Consider the following 20,288-nt stretch of genomic DNA (forward strand, 5'->3'; position numbering starts at 1 on the left):
AACAATGGCCCTCTACCCCGTCATCATGGCCGGTGGCTCCGGCACCCGCTTCTGGCCGCTGTCCCGTCAGGCGCGGCCCAAGCAGTTCCTGCCGCTGGCTTCCAAGCTGCCGCTCATCACCGACACGTCCGCGCGCCTCAAGGGGCTCGCCTCGGTGAAGGACACCTTCATCGTCTGTGGTCCCCTGCACGCGAAGGCCGCGGCGAAGCTGGTGAAGGGGCTGCCCAAGGCGAACCTGCTGGTGGAGCCGGTGGCGCGCAACACCGCGCCCGCCATCGCCCTGGCGGCGGTGCAGGTGGCCGCGCGCGACCCCAAGGGCGTCATGGTGGTGCTGCCCTCCGACCACCACGTGGCGGACGTGCCCGGCTTCAAGCGCACGCTCGCGGACGCGGCGGAGCTGGCGGAGGCGGGGCACATCGTCACGCTGGGCATCAAGCCCTCGCGCCCGGAGACGGGCTACGGCTACATCCAGGTCGGCGCGGCGCTGGAGGGCGGAGGCCGCAAGGTGCGGGCCTTCAAGGAGAAGCCCGACCTGGAGACGGCGCGCGGCTACGTTTCCTCCGGTGACTACCTGTGGAACGGCGGCATCTTCGTCTTCCGCGTGGACGTCATCCTGGAGGCCTTCGCGAAGCACATGCCGGAGATGCAGAAGGGCCTGGACGCCCTGCGCAAGGCCGCGGGCAAGCGGACCTTCGGCGCGGTGCTGAAGAAGGTGTTCCCCAAGCTGCCCTCCCTCTCCATCGACTACGGCGTCATGGAGAAGGCCTCCAACATCGCGGTGCTGCCGGGTGACTTCGGCTGGTCGGATGTCGGCTCGTTCGCGGCGATTCCCGAGGTGCGCCCCGCCGACGCCCACGGCAACGTGGTGTCCGGCAACCTGGCCGTGGTGGTGGACTGCCACAACTGCGTGGTGCTGGCCGACAAGCGTCCGCTGTCCGTGGTGGGCCTCTCCGACATGGTGGTGGTCGACTCCGGCGACGCGGTGCTCGTGGTTCCGAAGGACAAGAGCCAGGAGGTGCGCAAGGTGGTGGAGGCGCTCAAGGCTCGCAAGCTGACGAAGTACCTGTAGGCGTCCAGGTGGGGCAAGGTGCGCTGGAGAAACGCCCGGTTCCCACCCTGGAAGAAGTACCGGCGGCGAGCCCCTGATTCACCGGTGACCTTGCGCTCTTGGGGGCTTGCTCTGTCGGTGAGTGGACAAGGGTCCTCTGCACGCCGGTTGCAAGGCCCCCCACCGCCTGCCCCGCTCCGGGGCGGCAGAGGGTGGTGGGGTATGGCCTGCATGCGGTGTGACGTGGACCATCCGACCGAGGCGTCTTGCCTGGCGGTGCATGACGGCGTCGCGGTGTCGGCGAGCTGCCTGGAGGGACAGCGGCACGGTCCGCTCGTCTTCCGGCGCTGGTTGGGAGCGGGGGCGCTGGGCACGGTGTACCTGGCGGAGTATCTCCCCACGGGGCACCGCTTCGCGGTGAAGGTGCTGCACCCGCACCTGGCGGCGCGGCCGGCCATGCAGCGCCGCTTCTACGCGGAGGCGCGGGCGCTGCGCGAGCTGGTCCACCCGCACGTGGCCCGCGTGCTGGACGCGCGCCCGGGGCCGGGCGGCCTGCCGTGCCTGCTGATGGAGTACGCCGACGGTGAGTCCTTCTCCCGTCTCCCCATGCCGCTGGCGCCCGTGGAGGCGGTGGAGCTGCTGGGGCAGACGCTGGAGGCCGTGGAGGCCGCGCACGCGCGGGGGCTCATGCACTGGGATTTGTCCGCGGACAACCTCGTCCTCACGCGGGACGCGCGGGGGGAGCGCCGGGTGAAGGTGCTCGACTTCGGCGCCAGCGCCATCCTCAGCTCGAGCCTGTCTCCGGAGGAGCGGGCGCGCGGCATGGTGGTGGGCTCGCCGGCCTTCATCGCGCCCGAGCAGTGGTCCGGTGAGGCCGTGGATGGCCGCGCGGACGTGTATGCGCTGGGCGTGGTGGGCTACCTGCTGCTCACCGGGCGGCTGCCCTTCGGCATCGGTCGCGCGGGGGAGCTGGCGCCGCCGGAGCCGCATGTCCTCAATCCGTGCGTGCCGCCCGCGCTGTCCTCGGTGCTGCTGCGGGCCCTGGCGCCGCGGCCGGCCGAGCGCTTCCCGGATGCCCGCGCGTTCCGCGAGGCGCTGGCGTGTTGCATGGACCCGCGTGCCCTCGCGGCGGAGCGCGAGGCGGCGCTGGTCGATGACGTGGAGTTGCTGGTGGACATCGACCTCGCGTTCGACGTGGACGAGGACGCCGCGTCCCAGGCGCCCATCCTGCTGCTGCCGGAGATGCGCGTGCCGGAAGGCAACGTCACCATCTTCGGCCAGGCGATTCCGGAGGACGGCGCCACGCCGCTGCACCTGGCGCTGCGGGCGGCGGCCCATGCGGAGCCGGTGCTGGAGGCGCCCGCCCCGCGCGTCGCCGCGCCGGCGGGATTGGAGGTCCGCGTGAAGCTGGCGGAGGGCTGGACGCGGGTGGTGGCCAGCGACATGTCGGTGGATGGCTTCTTCGCCGCGTGGGACGGCGCGCTGCCGCCGCTGGCCGCGCGCCTGGGCGTGGAGCTGTCCTTCGCGGGGCGCACCACGACGTGCGAGGGCGACGTCGTCCGCCATGTCACGGGGGACGAGGCCCGGACCTGGGGCGTGGCCGCGGGCGCGTTCCTCCACTTCGACGAGCCCTCGCCGGCGCTGCGCCAGTGGGTGGCGTGGATGCTGGAGGAGGGCCGCCGGCCACAGCCGCGTCCGGATGGAGAGCTGGCGCGGCTGCTCGCCCGGGCCGCGGAGGCCGCGAAGGACCCGTATGCCCTGCTGGGCGCGCGGCCCGACGCCGACTTCGAGGAGCTTCGCCGCCGGGCCAGCGCCGCCCTGCGCCGGCTGGACGGCTTCCGCGCCCGTCCGCTGCCGTCCGGGCAGCGCCGCGCGCTGGAGGCCCTGCGGGGCCGGGTGGAGTCCGCCCGGCGCACCCTGGGCGAGCCGCTGAGCCGCGCCGGCTTCGACGCCGTCCGGGGCAACCTGCCCGGGCTGGCCCGCTGCGTGGAAGCAGGGCTGCCGGACGAGGAGGTGGAGCCCCTGCGCCACGCCTTCCTGTCGGCCCGGCCAGGCTCGGAGGCCCGGGCCCGGGTGCTCTTCACCCAGGGGCACGCGCTGGAGGCGCAGCGGGCCCTGCGCGCCGCGCTCTCCCGGTATGCGAACGCGCTGGCGTTGGACCCGCTCAACGTGGCGTGGCTGCGGCACTACCAGGAGCTTCGCCAGCGGGCCCAGGGGCTGACGCCCTCCATGCCCCCCGTGCTTCACGAGGAGGGCCCGGCTCCTCGGGCCCCGCTTCCGTAGCGCGGGAGCCCTTGCCGGCCCCTTGGCCCTCCAACGGGCCCGGGGCGCCCTCTGGCCGGGTGCCCCCCTGGCCCGCGCTCGTGTAGAGTCCGCCGCCCTCTGCCATGCCCTCCGTCGTCACGGGGGCGGGGACACCTTCATGAACGCGCACATCTTCCGCGAATACGATATCCGAGGCCTGGTCGATAAGGACCTCACCACCGAGGTGGTGGAGCTGCTGGGCAAGGGCCTGGGCACCATCATCCGTCGCCAGGGCGGGCGCTCCATCGCGGTGGGCCGCGACTGCCGCGAGTCCTCCACCCGCTTCCGGGATTCGCTCTGCGCGGGCCTCACCTCCACGGGCCTCAACGTGTTCGACGTGGGCGTGGTCCCCACGCCGCTGACGTACTTCGCCGCCAACACCCTGCCGGTGGACGGCCTGGCGATGATTACCGGCAGCCACAACCCGCCCGAGTACAACGGCTTCAAGATTGGCGCGGGGAAGACGACCTTCCACAGCCACGAGATTCAAGCCCTGCGCAAGCTCATCGAGGCGCGGGACTTCGAGGTGTCGCCCAAGCCGGGCACGGTGACGCCGTACGACATCATCACCCCGTACAACCACTTCGTCCGCCAGACGGTGAAGGTGGGCCGCAAGGGGATGCGCATCGTCATCGACGCCGGCAACGGCACGGGCGGCGCCATCGCGGTGCCGCTGTTCGAGAGCATGGGCTTCGACGTGGTGCCCCTGTTCTGTGAGATGGACGCGACGTTCCCCAACCACCACCCGGACCCGACGGTGGTGGAGAACCTGGAGGACCTCATCGCGGCGGTGAAGCGCGAGAAGGCCGAGGTGGGCATCGCCTACGACGGCGACAGCGACCGCATCGGCGTCATCGACGACCAGGGCAACATCCTCTGGGGCGACCAGATCATGGTGCTCTTCAGCCGCTACGTGCTGAAGGAGAGCCCGGGCGCGGCCATCGTCGGCGAGGTGAAGTGCAGCTACACGCTGTACGACGACATCGCGAAGCGCGGCGGCAAGCCCGTCATGTGGAAGGCCGGGCACTCGCTCATCAAGTCGAAGATGAAGGAGACGCAGGCGGAGCTTGCCGGGGAGATGAGCGGCCACATCTTCTTCAAGAACCGCTACTTCGGCTTCGACGACGCCATCTACTCCACCGCGCGCCTGCTGGAGATTCTCACGCACGAGAAGGCGACCCTGTCGGAGCTCCTGTCCGACGTGCCGAAGACGTACGCCAGCCCGGAGCTGCGCTTCGACACGAAGGAGGAGAAGAAGTTCGAGATGGTGAAGCGCGCCACGGAGACGCTGCGCGCCGCGGGCCACGACATCATCGACGTGGACGGCGTGCGCGTGACGTTCCCCGACGGCTGGGGACTCATCCGCGCCTCCAACACGCAGCCCATCCTGGTGCTGCGCTTCGAGGCCAACACGCCCGAGCGCCTCAAGGAAATCCAGGCCCTCATCGAGGGCACCGTGGAGAAGGTCAAGGTCGAGGTCGGGGGCTGACATGACGACGCCGCGCATCCTCGCCATCAGTGGCAGCCTCCGGACCGGGAGCTTCAACAGCAAGCTCCTGGACATCGCCGTCGCCCACGCCCGCGCGCTGGGCGCGGAGGTGGACGTGGTGGACCTGAAGACGCTGGCGTTGCCCGTCTACGACGGCGACGTGGAGGCCAAGGCCCTGCCCGCTCCCGTGGAGGCGCTGCGCGAGCGGCTGGGCAAGGCCCAGGGCCTGCTCATTGCCAGCCCGGAGTACAACTCCTCCATTCCGGGCGGTCTGAAGAACGCCATCGACTGGGTGTCCCGCCCCCCCGGCAGGCTCTTCCAGGAGAAGTGGGTGGCGATGATGGGCGCCACGCCCGGCGGCTTCGGCACCGCGCGCATGCAGCCGCACCTGCGGCAGGTGATGGCCTCCGTGGGGGCGCACGTGCTGCCCACGCAGGTGCACCTGGCCCGCGCGTCGGAGGCCTTCACTCCGGACGGGAAGCTCAAGGACGAGGCGCGCCAGAAGGAAGTAGAAGGCCTGGCGGCCGCGTTGGTTTCCAAGCTGAATCCCTGAGAGGACGCGCCCATGCCAACGCTCGGAATCGACCTGGGGGGGACGTTTGCCCGCGCCGCCGTGGTGGACGAGGTGGGCAGGCTCATCACCGCCTCGAAGGTGGCCCTGGTGGAGCGCAGTCCCTCGGGGGTCGTGGAGACCATTGCCCAGGCGGTCTCGGACGCGGTGAAGCTCGCCGGCGTGCCACTGAGCGCGTGCGGCGTGGCGGCCGCCGGGCAGATTCACAAGGACTCGGGCGTGCTGTCGGTCGCTCCCAACCTGGGCTGGCGCAACGTGCCGCTGGGCGCGCTGCTCACGGCCCGGCTGGGCCAGCCGGTGCGCGTGGTGAACGACTTGTCCGCGGCGGCCTGGGGCGAGTTCAACGCCGGCGCGGGCCGGGGCTCCCAGGACATGCTGGTGGTGTTCGTGGGCTCGGGCGTGGGGAGCGCCATCATCGCGGGCGGGCGGCTCGTGGATGGCGGCGGCGGCGTGGCGGGCGAGCTGGGCCACATCAAGGTGGTTCCCGGCGGACGCCGCTGCGGCTGCGGTGAGCTGGGGTGCCTGGAGGCCTACGTCGGCGGCCACAACCTCATCGCGCAGACGCGGGAGTTGCTCGCCAACGGGGGTTCGCCCGAGGTGGCTCGGCTGACGGGCGGCGACCCGGCGCGCATCACCCCGGTGACGCTGGAGCAGGCGGCGGAGGCGGGCGACGTGGCGGCCCGTGAAGTCTATGAGCGGGCGGCGCAGTTCCTCGCGTTGGCCGTGGCCAACCAGGTGACGATGCTCAACCCGGCGCGGCTGGTGCTGGGCGGTGGCGTGTTGACGCACTGCCCGGGGCTGCGGCGCCGCGTGGAGGAGGGCGTGCGCGCCTGGTCCTCCACCACGTCGCGCGAGGGCCTGCTCATCGCGGACGCGGAGCTGGGAGACGACAGCGGTCTGATTGGCGCGGCGTTGCTGGTGAAGTAGTCCGCGCCCCTTTCCAGAGGAGGAGGCATTCCATGGCCGAGCACAAGGGCATCGTCACGTTCAAGGGTCAGCCGGTGACGCTGGTGGGAGACGAGGTGAAGGTGGGGGACGCGGCTCCGGACTTCACCGTCTTCAAGGGGCTCAACGACGCCGTGAGGCTGTCCGACGCGAAGGGCAGCGTGGTGGTGGTGAGCGTGGCGCCCAGCGTGGACACGCGGGTGTGCGCGGCGCAGCTTCGCGCGTTCAACAAGGAAGCCACGGCGCTGGGGCCGGACGTGAAGGTGTGGTTCGTCACGTTGGACCTGCCCTTCGCGCTGGGGCGCTTCATTGGCGCCGAGGGCATCCAGAACGTCACCACGCTGTCGGACTACAAGGACCGCGAGTTCGGTGAGAAGTACGGCGTGTTCATGAAGGAGCTGGGGCTGCTGGCGCGCAGCACCTTCGTGGTGGACCGTGCGGGCAAGGTCGTGTTCCGGGAGATTGTCCCGGAGATGACGCACGAGCCGGACTACGACGGCGCGATGAAGGCGGTTCGCGCGGCGCTGTGACGTTGGCTCAGCCGCGCTGGGGTGGTTTCCAACGCCGCAGCGCGGTCTGCTGTTCGTAGGGCTGGGGCGACGGGTAGGTGATGAGTTCGATGAGGGTGCCCCAGGGTGCCCGGGCGTAGCAGAAGGCGTTGCCGGGGCCTTGCTCCAGCGCTGGCAGTTCGTGGGGGCTCGAGAAGACCTCGCCCCCCGCCGCCTGGAAGCGCGCGCGCGCCGCGTCCATGTCATCCACGTAGACGGCCAGGTGCTGGATGCCCAGGTCATTGGGCCGCGCTGGCGGGCGCTGCTCGGGGGCTGTGTATTCGAACAGCTCGATGCTGGCGCCGTTGCCCAGGCGGAGCATGCGCATCGCGCGGATGCTGGAGCCGGAGAGGAAGCGCAGGCGCCGTTGCAGGTCCGCGCCTTCCTGGGGCGGTTGTCCTTTCTCCAGGCTGTCGTAGAGCACTTCGGCGCCAAGGGCCTCGATGAAGAAGGCCGTTGCCACATTGAGGTCCGGCACGGTGATGCCGACATGGTCGATGCCGCGTACTCCGGGAGAGGCCGAAGGCATGGCGCGCACGCTCCTGAATGGGATGGAACGCCAGACTGCTGGGTCATCCAGGGTGCGGTGGGATGAAGTGTCCCGTCAATGTGTGGTGCCCCTCGGGGTGGGCGGGTGTTCATTCATGGGCGGGCCATGCCTGGGAACGAGAAGCCCCGCCCCAGTGCTTCGCGGCACCGGGACGGGGCGGGGTGTGGGTGAAACAGGTTGCGGCGTGACTACAGCGTGGGCGTGCCGACGCGGTTGCTGCAGTACGCGCTGGAGCCGCAGGTGGTGCCGACGTTGGCGTACCAGGCCGTCTTGCGCGTGCCGTACTGACGGTTGTCCGCGTGGACGTGCGCGCCCGTGGAGTTGCCCGTGGAGCCCACGAGCCCCAGCGCGCAGCGGTCGCACGTCTTGGAGCCCGACGACACGTTGGAGTTCAGGTGGAGCTGGCGGAAGTCCCAGCCGCTGCCGCCCGTGACGACGTAGTAGTTGCCCGCGCCGCCGTTGCAGCTCGTGCCGCCGCTGCAGTTGTTCGCACAGCCGCCGTAGTAGGCGTAGTAGCGGCTGACGTTGATCATCCCGCGGTGGTTCCACACGCTGCAGGTGCCGTTGCTCATGTCGAGCGCGTTGTGGCTGCCGCCCGAGCACGAGTAGTACGTCGTGGACCCCACGCGCGCGGCGGTGTCACAGATGGGACCCACTGCCGTCGCGGCCGTGACGGAGGTGGCCCAGCCCGCTGCGGCGAGCACCAGGCCCGCCATGGTCAGCTTCATCGTCTTCATCAAGAGACTCCCTCGTTGGTGTTGCGCTGCGTACTGCGGTGAAGCAGGGGTCACCTCCGGCGGCGCTGCTTCTCGCGCAGCACCAACTCCCACTCCTGGAGGTTGAGCTTCAGGACGGACACCCAGGCGTCAATCTCCGCGTCCATGGCGCGGTCCACGCCGCGCAGGGACTCCAGCACGGGCACCGCGTGGGCCTGCCCCAGCCGGGCAATCCCCTGGAGCGCCGCCTTGCGCACCGCCGGGTCCTTGTCTTCGCGGAACAGGTCCACCAGCGAGCCGCGCGCACCCGCGGACTCACCGCCGGGCACGCCGCCCAGCGCCGTGGCCGCCGCCGCGCGCAGCTCAGGGCTGTCCGAGCGCAGCTGGCGCGTCACCTGCTCCACCGCCTCGTGCCCCACGGCCTCCATGGAGACCTCGCGCAGCAGCTTCGCCGCCACCGCCGGGTCCTCGGACGCCGTCGCCACCGACACCGCCGCCTCCGACACCCGGCGGTCATGGCCGCTGTAGACGTCCGCGCTCTCGGAGACGATGTTGTCCGCCACCGCCGCGCGCACCTCGGGGGATGCGTCGCGCACCAGCTGCTCGTAGGTCACCACGCCGCCGTTCTTCTCCATGAACTCGACGGAGGGCACGCCGCGCAGGCCCCGCACCGCCGCCGCCCGCAGCGCCGGGTCCGAGTCCCCGGTGGCTCGGGCGAGCAGCGGCTGGATGAGGCCGGGGTTCTCCGCGTTGCTGGCCTTGGTGGCCAGCGCCACGCCCAGCGCCTCCAGCACCTCCGGGTCCCGCTCACCTTGCAGCGCCGCCAGCAGGGACTCCGCGGGCATGGCGAGCGCGGCTTCCTTCAGCCGCATCTTCACGTAGCGCTTCAGCGCGGGGGAGCCGTTCTTCATCGCCACGCGCACGTCGTCCAGCATGCCCTGCACCGTGCATTGCGCGGGGCGGAGCGTCAGCTCGGCGCGCGCCGTCACGGGCAGCAGGGACGACAGGGCCACCAGGAGCGCCGCGCGCCCCATTCGCTTCATCGACAGGGGTGACATCAGTGCGGCGCTCCTTCCTCGACCAGGCAGTTGTGGTGCTCGCGCTTGCCCAGCCAGATGCGGGCGAAGTCCACCGTGCCCGACGCGTAGAGGGCTTTGAACTCCAGGTAGTCCTGCGTGAAGCGCGGGTCCTTTGCGGCGAACTGCTCCAGCAGCGGCAGCGCCTTCTCTCCGCCCGCCCGGACGGTGAAGCGGAAGATGGCCCAGCGCACGCAGAGGTCGTGCTCGGCCTGGAAGGCGGCGCTGAGGATTTCCATCGCCTGGTCCGGCTCGCTGGTGACGCCCAGCCGGAAGGCCGCCATCTCCCGCACGTCCCGCTCGCGGTCGCTGGAGAGGATGCGCTTGAGCGAGTCGAAGGACTCCGAGCCGATAAGGGGGTTCGAATACGACGGCATCTCCAGCGCGAGCAGCCGCACGGCCATGTCGTCGGACGAGCCGCTGATGTCCAGCAGCTCCTTCCAGTAGGGCGCGTAGTTGCCGGTGCGCTCGAGGTCCTCCTTCATCACCCGGCCCAGTGTGCGCGTGGCCACCCACGCGGTGGAGTCCAGCGTCTCATCCAGCGCCAGCTTCTTGAGCCGCTGGATGTCTCCCGGGGCCAGCTTCCGCTGCGTCTCCAGCGCGTCCAGCGCGGCGGAGCGCGTCTGCAGGGGCGCGCCGGGGTCCTCGCCCAGCTTCAGCAGGCCCTGCGCCACCTGCTGCGCGTGCACCGCGGGCGCGGCCTTCAGCGCGTCCATGTAGATGCCCAGCTCCGGTCCGCTGGCGCCCTTGGCCCACTCCAGCACCTGGAGCGCGCGGGCCGCGTCGTTGCCCACCAGCTCCGTCAGCCGCTCCTGGAGGTACGCCGCCAGGTACCGGTCGCCGTTGCCGATGGCCGTCGCCAGCGCCTGCCGGAACGAGTCCATGGACACCGCGGCGTCGAAGGCGTGCAGGCCGTCCCAGCACCCGGGCATGGGGATCTGCTCCACCACGGGCTCGGGCTCCGTGGGCGGTGCGCCTGGGACGCCAGCGCCGGGCATGCCGCGAGGACCGGAGGCCGCGGAGGCGGTGGGCTCGGCTGCTCCGGGCTCGCCAGGAAGAGAGGGGCCAGTCCGTGGCCACAGCAACGCCACGGCCGCCGCGACCAGCAGGACGCCCGCGGCCACGGTCCAACGAAGGTTTCTGGAAGTCATCAGGTGGGGGGCTGACTCGGTGAATACTGCGAATTCTTGAATACTTTGAATTTGAGGTCCTTGGCAATGAGAACCCACGGAACTCAGCCTGTGCGCCGCGTCATCGCTTCAAGGGGGGCGGAAATGTCCACGACACGCACGGTTCGAATGGGCGTCATTGGCGCGGGCTTCGCGCGCACCACGCAAATCCCCGCGCTGCGCGCGTTGCCGGGCGTGGAGGTGGTGAGCCTGGCCAGCGCGCGGCGCGAGAAGGTGGAGGAGGCCGGCCGGCGGCTGGGCGTCCCGCATGTGACGACGGACTGGCGTGAGGTGGTGTCACGGCCGGAGGTGGCGTGCGTGTGCATCTCCACGCCGCCCGCGCTGCACCGGGACATCACCCTGGCCGCGCTGGAGGCGGGCAAGGCGGTGCTGTGTGAGAAGCCCACCGCGTTGGACGCGAGGGAGGCGGCGGCCATGTGGCACATGGCCCGTGAGCGGCGTGTGCTGGCGCTGCTGGACCATGAGCTGCGCTTCCTGCCCGCGCGGCAGCGGATGCGGGCCTTGCTGCGCTCCGGTGAGCTGGGCGCGGTGCGCGGCGCGCGTGTCTTCTACCGCAACGACAACCGCGCCTCGCCGGAGCGGCCGTGGGACTGGTGGTCGGACGCGTCCCAGGGAGGCGGCCTGCTGGGCGCCATCGGCTCGCACGCGGTGGACACGCTGCGCTTCCTGCTGGGCGCCGAGCCCGACGCGGTGCTGGGCGAGCTCACCACGCACACGTCCCAGCGGCCGGAGGCGCTCACGGGACAGGCGCGCCCGGTGACGAGCGACGACGAGGCGCGGCTGCTGCTCCGCTTCGGCGCGACGACCGCCGCTATCGAGCTGTCGATGGTGGCCCCCGGCAAGCCCGTGCACGGCGTCGAGGTGGCCTGCGCGCGCGGGGGCCTGCGCGTGGAGGGCCGCGAGCTGTGGCGCTCCACGGTGGGGGTGCGTGCCTGGGAGCGGGTGGCGCTCCCCGAGGAGCCGCCGCTGCCACCTGGATTGCCGGACAACGAGTGGGCGCGCGGCTTTCTCCTGCTGGCGGGGGCGCTGACGCAGGCCCTGCGCGAAGGCCATGCCTCGGTGGAGGACGCGGCCACGCTGGAGGACGGCTGGCGCAACCAGCAGGTGCTGGACGCGGCCCGGCGCTCCCATGTGGAGCGCCGGTGGGTCTGCCTGTCCTCCGGGAGTTGATGCGGCACACCTGCTTCACAATCTCGTGCGCCTCCTGGACCCATTGACCGTCGCGGGGTGATGGCCACCCGCCCCCTGCCCAGGTGGAGATGCGCGCGACCGTTGCCACATTGGGTGGGAAGGAGCCACCGGATGAAAGAACTGCCCGCCGCACCCGAGCGACCGGATGTACCAGCGCCCGCCAGGCCGCCCGCCGGCACGAAGCCCCCCTGGCATGCGCTGCCGCCGGACCAGGTGCTGTCGTCGCTCGAGAGCACGGCGGAAGGGCTGACGGACGAGGAAGCGCGCCAGCGCCTGTCACGCCATGGGCCCAACGTGCTGGAGCGCGCCCAGGGGGATGGCCCGCTGAAGCTGCTGTGGCGGCAGGTGAACAGCCCCTTCATCTGGGTGCTCATCGCCTCCGCGGTGCTGGCCGTCATCATGGGCAAGGTGACGGACGGGCTGGTGGTGGCCGCGGTGGTGGTGCTCAACACCCTCATCGGCTTCGTGCAGGAGTACCGCGCGGGGAAGGCCATTGAGTCGCTCAGCCGCATGGTGCCGGAGAACGCCACGGTGATTCGCGCGGGCCGCAAGCTGCGGGTCCCCGCGGCGCAGGGCGTGCCAGGGGACGTCATGGAGCTGGCGCCGGGGGACAAGGTGCCCGCGGACATGCGGCTGCTCACCGCGCGCAACCTCACGGTGGAGGAGGCCGCGCTCACGGGCGAGTCCGTGCCCGCGCAGAAGGCCGTGGCCCCCGTGCCGGAGGACGTGGAGCTGGGAGACCGGACCAGCCTGCTCTTCGGTGGCACCCTGGTGACGTCCGGCTCCGCCACCGCGGTGGTGGTGGCCACCGGGCAGGCCACCGAGCTGGGCCGCATCTCCACGCTGCTCCATGAGGCCACCGACCTCCAGACGCCGCTCACCCAGGCGCTGGCCGTCATCGCCAAGTACATCACCCTGGGCATCCTGGTCATCTCCGCCGCGCTGCTGGCGGTGGGGCTGGTGCGCGGCTACGCGGTGAGCGAGGCCGTCGTGGTGGCGATTGCGCTGGCCGTCGCCGCGATTCCCGAGGGCCTGCCCGCCATCGTCACCATCGCCCTGGCCATTGGCGTGCAACGCATGGCCGCCCGGCGCGCCGTCATCCGCAAGCTGCCCGCGGTGGAGACGCTGGGCAGCACCACCGTCATCTGCACGGACAAGACAGGCACGCTCACCCGCAATGAGATGACGGTGCAGGCCTTGTGGACGACCCACGGGCGCTACGCGCTCAGCGGCGTGGGCTACTCCCCCAAGGGGACGCTGACGCGGGAGGGCCAGCCGGTGGAGGCGCCTCCACCGGACGTCCGCGAGCTGCTGCTGGCGGGCGCGCTGTGCAACGACTCCGCGCTCCAACACCGCGACGGACAGTGGGACATGACGGGCGACCCCACCGAGGCCGCGCTGCTGGTGGCGGCGGAGAAGGCGGGCATGCGCGTGGACGACGCGCGGCAGGCGCACCCGCGCGTGGACGCCATCCCCTTCGAGTCGGAGAACCAGTTCATGGCCACCCTGCACGACGACGGGAAGGGAGGCCGCCGCATCCTGCTCAAGGGCGCGCCGGAGGTCGTCCTGCGCCGCTGCGTCCTGGAGGAGGGTTTCTCCTCCAGCTCGGTGCTGACGGAAGTGGAGGGCCTGGCGCGGCAAGGCATGCGGGTGCTCGCGGTGGCCTCCCGCGAGGTGCCGGTGTCACACGCCGCGTTGCGCATGGAGGACGTCGAGGGCGGCCTGCGGCTGCTCGGCCTGGAGGGGATGATTGACCCGCCTCGCGAGGAGGCCATGGCCGCGGTGCGCGCCTGCCACGAAGCGGGAATCACGGTGAAGATGATTACCGGTGACCACCCCGCCACGGCGGCAGCCATTGGCGCGCAGCTGGGGCTACTGAAGCCGGACGAGGAGGGCATCCCCGGCGCGCGGCTGGCCGTCACGGAGGACGCGGCGCTGGAGGAGGTGGCCCTGCGCTCCAACGTCTTCGCGCGGGTGGCGCCCGAGCACAAGCTGCGGCTGGTGCGCGCGCTCCAGCGCCGGCGACACGTGGTGGCCATGACGGGAGACGGCGTCAACGACGCGCCCGCGCTCAAGCAGGCCAACATCGGCGTGGCCATGGGCATCACCGGCACCGCGGTGGCGAAGGACGCGGCGGACATCGTGCTGACGGATGACAACTTCGCCTCCATCGTCGCGGCGGTGGAGGAGGGGCGGCGCGTCTATGACAACCTCATCAAGTCGCTGGCGTTCGTGCTGCCCACCAACCTGGGGCTGGCGCTCATCCTGCTGTTCGGCGTGTCCCTCTTCCCCATCCAGGAGGTGGAGGGACGGCTGGTGCCGCTGATGGCCATGCTGCCAACACAGCTGCTCTGGATAAACCTGGTGGCCACGGTGTCGCTGGCGCTGCCGCTGGCCTTCGAGGCCCGGGAGCCGGACGTCATGCGCAGGGCGCCCAGGGCCCCCGGGGCGCCGGTGCTCAACCGCTTCGTGCTGATGCGCACCGGGCTGGTGGCGCTGCTGATGGCCGCGGGCGCCATCGGCCTCTTCTTGTGGGAGTTCCGCCGGGACATTCCTCGCACCGGGCAGGCCCACGCGCTGGCCGAGGCCCAGACGATGGCGGTGAACACCGTCATCAGCTTCCAGATGTTCTACCTGTTCATGTGCCGCAGCCTCATGGGCCCGGTGCGCAAGGTGGGCCTCTTCAGCAACCGCTCGGTGTTCGTGGGCATGGGCCTGCTGGTGCTGCTCCAGGTGGCCTTCATGTACCTGCCCTTCATGCAGCGCGTGTTCGGCACCGCGCCCCTGGGCTGGGAGGACGTGGGCCTGTCCATCCTGGTGGGCGCGGTGGTGCTGCCGGTGGTGGGGCTGGAGAAGTGGCTGCGGCAGCGCAAGGAGGGCACGGGCGCTTCGTCAGGGCGCGGCGCCCCGCGGCTGCGCGAGCGCGCGTCCGCGTGAGGCGGCGTCCGACAGCGTCCAGTCCTGCGCCATGAAGGCGATGTGGCACTGGTCCAGCCGGGGGCCGCAGGCGCGGTCCAGGTCACTGCGGGTGTCGCAGCCGGGCCGCTCCTCGCAGGTGTCCGGCAGGAAGGCCCAGACGAACTGGAGCACGTTGCCGCCGCGCCCCTCCGGCAGCGCGGCGAGGAAGTCCTCGCGGTACTCCTCGAAGAGCGACGCCAGGTAGACGGTGTCCCGCTCCAGCCGCACGTTGCGCCGGTCTCCCACGAAGCGGCGCCCGGCCTCGTTGAGCTGCGAGTCCAGGAACTCCGGCTGGAAGTGCGAGCCGTCCAGCCGGGGGCCGCCACGCGCGGCCTGGAAGAGCGCCAGGTGGATGCGCGGGTCGACGAACTCGCGGCGCAGCACGCGGTTCTTCAGCGCCCACAGCGTCAGCCGCTCCCCTCCCACCGGCCAGGAGCGGCCCCAGAAGAAGCGCCCCAGCCAGGGCTGCTGCACGGTTTCGAGGTACGGATAGCCGTCCACCACCTGCTGGAGCACGAGCGCGTTGTAGGCGTTGAGCCAGTAGGCCAGCGCGTCCTCCGGCGTGGGGAAGACGTCCGGGCGGTTGTGGGGGGAGAACGACGCCAGCGAGTCGACGAAGCCGTCCAGCGTCTCCCGCTCGCGCCCCACCGAGGCGAAGTCCACGTCCCCGTCGGGGCGCACGTGCCGCAGCACCTTCTCGTAGTCCTGGTAGCTGAACGGGGTGGACGGGGTGGGCACGCGCGCGGGCAGCAGGCCCTGCACGTGGAGCGCGCCTCCCGCGCCCAGCAGCGCGGCCACGGCGAGCAGCACGGCGAGGACGTGGGGACGGCGTCGAGGTGCGGAAGGGGTGGCCACGGGGGCGAGAGCATATCCCAGGGGGAAGGGGGCTGCCCGGCCCTCCAGTTCACCCCGCGTAACTCGGAGTCCATTCCAAGCCGGGATAGTCGTCGACTTATACTGGGCGCTCATGGAGCCTACCCCCAAGGTCATCCGTCACTTCCATCCGGTGCTCTCCGCTCGCGCGCTGGGCACCCGGCCGGTCCGCGTGGAGGTGGCGGGCCGCGCCTACGCGCTCTTCCGGGATGGCGCGGGGCAGCCCGCGGCGCTCGCGGATGCCTGCCCTCATCGCTTCGCGCCGCTGTCCCAGGGGACGGTGCGCGCGGACGGACGGCTCCAGTGTCCGTACCACGGCTGGCGCTTCGACGCGCAGGGGCGGGGCAGCAACCCCAGCCAGCCGGAGCTGCGCCACTGCGACGCGCGGAGCTTCCAGGTGGTGGAGCGCTACGGCTACCTCTGGCTGGCCGAGTGGGACACGCCGCTCTCGGCCATGCCCGACATGGGCGATGAGGGCTACGTCTTTGGCGGCGCGTTCTCCACGCACTTCGCGGCGCCGCTGCACGTGTCGCTCGACAACTTCAGCGAGGACGAGCATACGCCCTACGTCCACACCCGGCTGGGGTGGGACGACCCGAACGCGGGCCGGGTGGAGTTCGAGGCGCGCAACCTGGAGGACCGCACGGAGGTGCACTACCGCGCCCCGCAGCGGCCCGCGCCCATCATGGCGGTGCTGGGCGTGCGGGACGGCGACCTCTTCCAGAACGACTGGGTGACGCGCTTCGACCCGGTGCGCAGCCAGTACACCATTTGCTGGGTGGCGCCGGACGGCTCGCCGCGCCCCTTCATCACCCGGGCGAACATCTTCTTCGTGCCGGAGACGGCGCGCACCACGCGCCTGCACGTCTTCTCATTCCTGCGCACCGAGCAGCCGCTGCTGCGCCCGCTGCTCCCGGTGGCGGCGCGGGCGGCCATGGCGCTCACCTGGTGGGAGGTGCGCGACGACGCGCGTTTCATCACCACCGTGGCGGACACGCCGTACAGCCACAAGGGCATGCGGTTGGACCGCTTCGACGCGCCGCTGGTGCACCAGCGGCGGCTCCTGGAGCGCATCTACTACGGCGCCGGCCCGAAGATGACGGGGGCCGTGGTGCCGCTCACCCGCGAGGCCCCGGGCCGCTGAGGGCCCGCTCGCGCTTCAGTGCAGCGAAGGGGAGGGCGCTTCGTACGCCGGAGCGGCCACGCCGGTGCGCGCCTCGTAGGCGTTGCAGCCGCTCTCTCCGGACAGCTTCAGCTCGAACTCGGCCAGCTCCGGCTGCATGCAGCGGTGCGTCTCGCCAGCGCTCTGGGGGTTCTGGTTGGCGAAGTAACGGCAGCCCTTGCAGTTGCCCCACTGTCCTTCCGCCATGACGTCCTCCTCGGAAAGGGTGTGATGCCTCTCTCAACGAGGATGGGGTCGGCGAAGGCCGCTCACAACCGGCGCTCGGCGCCCGCCTTCCTGGCGGGCGCCGGGATGCCGCGCGGCGGGGCTACTGCTGCCGGGGAGCGTCCGCCGGCCCTTCCTGCGTCGGCTGCGTCTGCTCCGGCAGCGGCTGGAGGAACGGCGCCTCCGAGTCCTCCACCTTCAGGTCCGCCGTCAGGGGACGGGCGCCGAACACGCCCACCGCGCGCAGCAGGCGCAGGCCGGCGAGAGAGGCCTGCAGCCGCTCACCCACCAGGCCAATCTCCGCCTGCGTCAGCGCGGTGTTCGCGTCCGCGACCTCCAGGTATGTGGCCACGCCTTCCTTGAAGGCGACCTCGGTGAGGCGCTGGGACTCGCGCGCCAGCTCCACGGCCTGCGAGGCCTTGAGGCGGTTGGCCAGGGCGCTCTCCAGGTCGAGCTGCGCGGTGTTCACTTCCTGGCGCGCGGTGAGCTCCGCCTTGCGCTGCAGGGCCCGGTTCTCCGCGATGACGGCCGAGGCCTCCTGCAGGTTGGCCTCACGCAGGCCGCCGTCCCACAACGTCCAGCTGGCGCCCAGGGTGATGAGCCAGATGCGGTTGGAGCCCACGAGGCCCGCCGCGTTGCTGATGTTGTAGGTGCCGGAGATCTGCACGTTGGGCAGGTAGCTGAGCCACACGCCGCGCTTGTTGATTTGCGCCAGCTCCACGGACTCACGCGCCGCGGCGACGTCCGCGCGCTGCTCGAGCGAGCGCTCGACGAGCACGCCGGTGTCCGTCTTCTCCGGCACCTGGGGCTCCGGCGGCGGCGCCACGTCGAAGTTCGGGTCGTCCAGCGCCAGCAGGGTGGCCAGCACCAGCTTGGCGGACGCCTCCGCGTTGCGCGCGCGGATGAGGTCCTGCTCCGCGCGGGCCAGGTCCTGCTCGGCGCGCAGCAGCGCCACGCGCGTCACCGTGCCCGCGTCGAAGCGGACCTGCGTGTCCTTGGCGCGCGCGCCGTTGAGCTCCACCAGCCGCTCCTGCACCGCCACGGCCTGCGCCTGCGCCACGGTGCCGTAGTACGCCTGCGCCACGCCGAAGAAGATTTCGCGCCGCGCCTGCTCCACGTTGAGCTCCGCCACGCGCTCCGCCTTGTAGGCGGCCTGGATGCCGGCCCACAGCTGCGGGGCGATGAGGGCCTGCCGCACCTGGCCCTGGGCCTGCAACTGCACCCGCGGCTGGATGACGATTTCCACGGGCGCGAGCGGACCCGCCGGAATCACCGCTTCGACGGAGTTGCGGACGATGGCGCCGTTGACAGTCACGTTGGGCAGGTAGCCGGCCCAGGCCTTGCGCGACGCGGTGTCCGCCTGCGCGAGGCGGGCCTGCGCGGCCTTGAGGTCCAGGTTCTCCTTGCGGGCGCGGTTGAGCGCGTCCTCCAGGGTCAGCGTAGGCGGCGGTGCCGCGGCCAGGGTGGCAGCCAGGGACAGCGCCAGGAATGAACTCATGACCGCCTCTACCTCCTCAAGGGCCCGCGCCGAGGGGGGCCACTGCGTCCGGGATGGACTTTCTACGGGTTCGAGCCTCGGGTCGGCAGCCATAGTCCATGACGTCCGAATTTGGAAGCTCCGGAATGTAGTATCCCTCAATAGTTGATGAAGTCAATTGTTTAGGTGATTCAGGTGACATAACATGAGGGGCATGAACGGGAGCGGCGAGCAACTGGAGCGGAAGACGAAGCCGGGGAGTGGGCTCGGGCAAGCCGGACCTGGGGGTGACTTGCCACGCCAGGCGTGGACCCTCCTCTTCGAGCTGATGCACACGCACATGCGCAACTTTCCCGCTCTGGCGGCGGAGTTCGACTTGTCGCCGGTGCAGGCGCACGTGTTGCGGCAGTTGGGGGAAGGGCCGCTGGCCATGAGCACGCTGGCCGCCTACCTGTCGTGCGACGCGTCCAACGTGACGGGGCTGGTGGACCGGATGGAGGCGCGCGGACTGGTGGTGCGCCGCAGCTCCGAACAGGACCGGCGGGTGAAGATGCTGGTGCTGACGGACGACGGCGCGGCGCTGCGCGAGCGGCTGCTGGAGCGCATCTTCGAGCCGCCGGCCGCCATCTGCGGCCTGCCAGAGGAGGACCTGTGCGCGCTGCGCGACATCATGCGCCGCGCGCTGGGCGCGCAGTAGGCGCCCCGCGTCAGTCCAGCAGGAAGGTGTACGAGTACTTCATCTCCGTGGAGACGGGCTCGCCGCCTTTGATTGCGGGCTTGAAGCGGAAGCGGCGGATGGCGTCCCGCGCCGCCTCGTTGAGGCCATAGCCGGGGCCCTTGAGAATCTTCACCGCCGTCACCTTGCCCTCGTGACTGATGGTGATGGACAGCGTCACGGTGCCCTCCACGCCCGCGCGGCGCGCCTCCTCCGGGTAGGGAATCTTCACTTCAGAGGCCACGGTGGGCTCGGAGTCCACCTGGTAGATGGGCGCGTACTTCGGCGCGCTGTACCCCTTCACGTCCTTGGGGTCCTTCGCGGTGGGGCCCGTCCTGCCGTAGGCGGTGTTGCCCACGGGCGCGGCGAACGAGCCCGCGCTGGTGGTGGAGGACATCGTCATGCCGACGATGAGCGGCGGCGGCTTGGCCTGCGGCTCCGGGGGCGGTGTGTCGTTGGGCGGCGGCGGCAAGTCCACGGGCGGCGGCGGTAGCGGCTTGGGGGCCTCGGCCACCTTCACCGGCGGCGGCTTCACCACCTTGGGCTTGGGGGGCGGCGGCCTGGGCGGCTCCTCCGGCTTCGGCGCCTCGGGAGGGGGCGGGGGCGGCCTCACCACCTCCACCATCACCATCTCCACGGGGCGCCTGGGCAAGGGGCGCGAGCGCGAGTCGCCCTCACCCAGCGCCCAGAAGCCGCCGACGTGAAGCCCCAGCGACACGAGCAGGAAGACGCCCACCACTGCCAGCGAGCGGTCGTGCGCGGGCGTCGTGGGACTGTTGTCGAGGACCGCCTGACTCATGAAGTGACGCCTCGCCTCATGGCGCCGCGGGCGTGGCCGCGGGGGCCACGTCCTTCTCGATGTTGAGCGCGAACTTCGCGATGCCCTGGCCCTTCACCACGTCGATGAGCCGCATGACGCGGCCGTAGGGTATCGACTGGTCGGCGCTGATGATGGCGCGCGTGTCCTTGTCCTTGGCCACCGCCTCGGCGACCTTCGCCTCCAGCTGCTTCTCGGTCAGCTCGGCGCCGTCGAAGAAGAACTTGCCCTCCTTGTCCAGCACCACGTTGACCAGGCCCTGCACCGTCTCACCGCCGTTGGCGGCGCGGGGCAGGTCCACCTCCACCGTCTCCCGGACGATGAAGTTGGCCGTCACCATGAAGATGATGAGCAGCACCAGCACCACGTCCACCAGCGGGGTGACGTTGATGCCGGTGATTTCGTCGTCGTTGTCCTGCGCGCCGCCCGCCAT

The 20,288-nt window shown here is 71.2% G+C and carries 19 protein-coding genes; 10 read left to right on the top strand and 9 right to left on the bottom strand.

Annotated elements, in window-relative coordinates:
• Positions 1-4: 4 nt before the first annotated feature.
• The 6 genes from HV826_RS18095 (at position 5) to tpx (ending at position 6,887) form a co-directional block, all read left to right on the top strand.
• The gene (locus HV826_RS18095; protein ID WP_176418303.1) at positions 5-1,069 is read left to right on the top strand and encodes a mannose-1-phosphate guanylyltransferase; all 1,065 of its coding nucleotides are present in this window, start codon (positions 5-7) and stop codon (positions 1,067-1,069) included.
• Between the two features lie 201 nt (positions 1,070-1,270).
• Positions 1,271-3,331, top strand: coding sequence for a serine/threonine-protein kinase (locus tag HV826_RS18100; protein ID WP_176418279.1), 2,061 nt, complete (start codon positions 1,271-1,273; stop codon positions 3,329-3,331).
• 139 nt (positions 3,332-3,470) lie between these two features.
• Positions 3,471-4,841 carry a phosphomannomutase/phosphoglucomutase gene (locus HV826_RS18105; RefSeq protein ID WP_176418280.1) on the top strand — a complete coding sequence of 457 codons (1,371 nt, stop codon included), beginning with the start codon at positions 3,471-3,473 and terminating at the stop codon, positions 4,839-4,841.
• A 1-nt stretch (position 4,842) separates the two neighbouring features.
• Complete coding sequence (locus HV826_RS18110) at positions 4,843-5,394, top strand: NADPH-dependent FMN reductase (protein ID WP_176418281.1); 552 nt, start codon at positions 4,843-4,845, stop codon at positions 5,392-5,394.
• Between the two features lie 12 nt (positions 5,395-5,406).
• Positions 5,407-6,339 carry an ROK family protein gene (locus HV826_RS18115; RefSeq protein ID WP_176418282.1) on the top strand — a complete coding sequence of 311 codons (933 nt, stop codon included), beginning with the start codon at positions 5,407-5,409 and terminating at the stop codon, positions 6,337-6,339.
• 32 nt (positions 6,340-6,371) lie between these two features.
• Positions 6,372-6,887, top strand: a complete 516-nt coding sequence (gene tpx / locus HV826_RS18120) for a thiol peroxidase (RefSeq protein WP_176418283.1) — start codon at positions 6,372-6,374, stop codon at positions 6,885-6,887.
• Between the two features lie 7 nt (positions 6,888-6,894).
• Here the strand turns inward: tpx and HV826_RS18125 are convergent, their stop codons facing one another.
• The 4 genes from HV826_RS18125 to HV826_RS18140 all read right to left on the bottom strand — a co-directional run bounded on the left by HV826_RS18125 (position 6,895) and on the right by HV826_RS18140 (position 10,398).
• Positions 6,895-7,434 carry a VOC family protein gene (locus HV826_RS18125; RefSeq protein WP_176418284.1) on the bottom strand — a complete coding sequence of 180 codons (540 nt, stop codon included), beginning with the start codon at positions 7,432-7,434 and terminating at the stop codon, positions 6,895-6,897.
• Between the two features lie 209 nt (positions 7,435-7,643).
• On the bottom strand, positions 7,644-8,192 hold the full coding sequence (locus HV826_RS18130) for a peptidase M23 (RefSeq protein WP_176411369.1): 549 nt from the start codon (positions 8,190-8,192) through the stop codon (positions 7,644-7,646).
• A 50-nt stretch (positions 8,193-8,242) separates the two neighbouring features.
• Positions 8,243-9,229 (bottom strand): HEAT repeat domain-containing protein, encoded by a 987-nt coding sequence (locus HV826_RS18135; protein ID WP_176418285.1) that lies wholly within the window; start codon positions 9,227-9,229, stop codon positions 8,243-8,245.
• Positions 9,229-10,398: a HEAT repeat domain-containing protein gene (locus tag HV826_RS18140; protein WP_176418286.1), complete on the bottom strand. Its 1,170-nt coding sequence runs from the start codon at positions 10,396-10,398 to the stop codon at positions 9,229-9,231. The genes HV826_RS18135 and HV826_RS18140 overlap by 1 nt, the downstream gene beginning before the upstream one ends.
• Positions 10,399-10,521: 123 nt before the next feature.
• Here HV826_RS18140 and HV826_RS18145 point away from each other — a divergent pair, with 123 nt between their 5' ends.
• A complete protein-coding gene (locus tag HV826_RS18145) occupies positions 10,522-11,607 on the top strand; it encodes a Gfo/Idh/MocA family protein (protein WP_176418287.1) in 1,086 nt (361 codons plus the stop codon).
• Positions 11,608-11,739: 132 nt separating this feature from the next.
• A complete protein-coding gene (locus HV826_RS18150) occupies positions 11,740-14,565 on the top strand; it encodes an HAD-IC family P-type ATPase (RefSeq protein ID WP_176418288.1) in 2,826 nt (941 codons plus the stop codon).
• Here the strand turns inward: HV826_RS18150 and HV826_RS18155 are convergent.
• Complete coding sequence (locus HV826_RS18155; RefSeq protein ID WP_217917920.1) at positions 14,521-15,576, bottom strand: DUF547 domain-containing protein; 1,056 nt, start codon at positions 15,574-15,576, stop codon at positions 14,521-14,523. The genes HV826_RS18150 and HV826_RS18155 overlap by 45 nt on opposite strands.
• On the opposite strand from HV826_RS18155, the gene HV826_RS18160 reads away from it, so the two are divergent.
• On the top strand, positions 15,554-16,603 hold the full coding sequence (locus HV826_RS18160) for a Rieske 2Fe-2S domain-containing protein (protein ID WP_176418289.1): 1,050 nt from the start codon (positions 15,554-15,556) through the stop codon (positions 16,601-16,603). The two genes, HV826_RS18155 and HV826_RS18160, sit on opposite strands and share 23 nt — an antisense overlap.
• A 15-nt stretch (positions 16,604-16,618) precedes the next feature.
• Here HV826_RS18160 and HV826_RS18165 read toward each other — a convergent pair whose 3' ends face one another.
• Complete coding sequence (locus tag HV826_RS18165) at positions 16,619-16,828, bottom strand: hypothetical protein (protein ID WP_176418290.1); 210 nt, start codon at positions 16,826-16,828, stop codon at positions 16,619-16,621.
• Between the two features lie 121 nt (positions 16,829-16,949).
• Positions 16,950-18,344, bottom strand: coding sequence for a TolC family protein (locus HV826_RS18170; protein WP_176418291.1), 1,395 nt, complete (start codon positions 18,342-18,344; stop codon positions 16,950-16,952).
• Positions 18,345-18,528: 184 nt separating this feature from the next.
• On the opposite strand from HV826_RS18170, the gene HV826_RS18175 reads away from it, so the two are divergent.
• Positions 18,529-19,020 (top strand): MarR family winged helix-turn-helix transcriptional regulator, encoded by a 492-nt coding sequence (locus tag HV826_RS18175; protein WP_176418292.1) that lies wholly within the window; start codon positions 18,529-18,531, stop codon positions 19,018-19,020.
• 10 nt (positions 19,021-19,030) lie between these two features.
• Here HV826_RS18175 and HV826_RS18180 read toward each other — a convergent pair whose 3' ends face one another.
• Together HV826_RS18180 and HV826_RS18185 are read right to left on the bottom strand one after the other, a co-directional pair.
• Positions 19,031-19,837 carry an energy transducer TonB gene (locus HV826_RS18180; RefSeq protein WP_176418293.1) on the bottom strand — a complete coding sequence of 269 codons (807 nt, stop codon included), beginning with the start codon at positions 19,835-19,837 and terminating at the stop codon, positions 19,031-19,033.
• A 16-nt stretch (positions 19,838-19,853) separates the two neighbouring features.
• Positions 19,854-20,288 (bottom strand): biopolymer transporter ExbD, encoded by a 435-nt coding sequence (locus HV826_RS18185; RefSeq protein WP_176418294.1) that lies wholly within the window; start codon positions 20,286-20,288, stop codon positions 19,854-19,856.

It is taken from the genome of Myxococcus sp. AM010 (assembly GCF_013372585.1).
Lineage (GTDB): Bacteria > Myxococcota > Myxococcia > Myxococcales > Myxococcaceae > Myxococcus > Myxococcus vastator.

Bases quoted from the DNA above. Each gene is read 5' to 3' on its own strand.
- HV826_RS18095 (WP_176418303.1), top strand. From the start codon at position 5: ATGGCCCTCTACCCCGTCATCATGGCCGGTGGCTCCGGCACCCGCTTC.
- HV826_RS18125 (WP_176418284.1), bottom strand. From the start codon at position 7,434: ATGCCTTCGGCCTCTCCCGGAGTACGCGGCATCGACCATGTCGGCATC.
- HV826_RS18175 (WP_176418292.1), top strand. From the start codon at position 18,529: ATGAGGGGCATGAACGGGAGCGGCGAGCAACTGGAGCGGAAGACGAAG.
- HV826_RS18180 (WP_176418293.1), bottom strand. From the start codon at position 19,837: ATGAGTCAGGCGGTCCTCGACAACAGTCCCACGACGCCCGCGCACGAC.
- HV826_RS18105 (WP_176418280.1), top strand. From the start codon at position 3,471: ATGAACGCGCACATCTTCCGCGAATACGATATCCGAGGCCTGGTCGAT.
- HV826_RS18100 (WP_176418279.1), top strand. From the start codon at position 1,271: ATGGCCTGCATGCGGTGTGACGTGGACCATCCGACCGAGGCGTCTTGC.
- HV826_RS18135 (WP_176418285.1), bottom strand. From the start codon at position 9,229: ATGTCACCCCTGTCGATGAAGCGAATGGGGCGCGCGGCGCTCCTGGTG.
- HV826_RS18155 (WP_217917920.1), bottom strand. From the start codon at position 15,576: ATGACCTTGGGGGTAGGCTCCATGAGCGCCCAGTATAAGTCGACGACT.
- tpx (WP_176418283.1), top strand. From the start codon at position 6,372: ATGGCCGAGCACAAGGGCATCGTCACGTTCAAGGGTCAGCCGGTGACG.
- HV826_RS18160 (WP_176418289.1), top strand. From the start codon at position 15,554: ATGGAGCCTACCCCCAAGGTCATCCGTCACTTCCATCCGGTGCTCTCC.
- HV826_RS18150 (WP_176418288.1), top strand. From the start codon at position 11,740: ATGAAAGAACTGCCCGCCGCACCCGAGCGACCGGATGTACCAGCGCCC.
- HV826_RS18165 (WP_176418290.1), bottom strand. From the start codon at position 16,828: ATGGCGGAAGGACAGTGGGGCAACTGCAAGGGCTGCCGTTACTTCGCC.
- HV826_RS18140 (WP_176418286.1), bottom strand. From the start codon at position 10,398: ATGACTTCCAGAAACCTTCGTTGGACCGTGGCCGCGGGCGTCCTGCTG.
- HV826_RS18170 (WP_176418291.1), bottom strand. From the start codon at position 18,344: ATGAGTTCATTCCTGGCGCTGTCCCTGGCTGCCACCCTGGCCGCGGCA.
- HV826_RS18115 (WP_176418282.1), top strand. From the start codon at position 5,407: ATGCCAACGCTCGGAATCGACCTGGGGGGGACGTTTGCCCGCGCCGCC.
- HV826_RS18130 (WP_176411369.1), bottom strand. From the start codon at position 8,192: ATGAAGACGATGAAGCTGACCATGGCGGGCCTGGTGCTCGCCGCAGCG.
- HV826_RS18185 (WP_176418294.1), bottom strand. From the start codon at position 20,288: ATGGCGGGCGGCGCGCAGGACAACGACGACGAAATCACCGGCATCAAC.
- HV826_RS18145 (WP_176418287.1), top strand. From the start codon at position 10,522: ATGTCCACGACACGCACGGTTCGAATGGGCGTCATTGGCGCGGGCTTC.
- HV826_RS18110 (WP_176418281.1), top strand. From the start codon at position 4,843: ATGACGACGCCGCGCATCCTCGCCATCAGTGGCAGCCTCCGGACCGGG.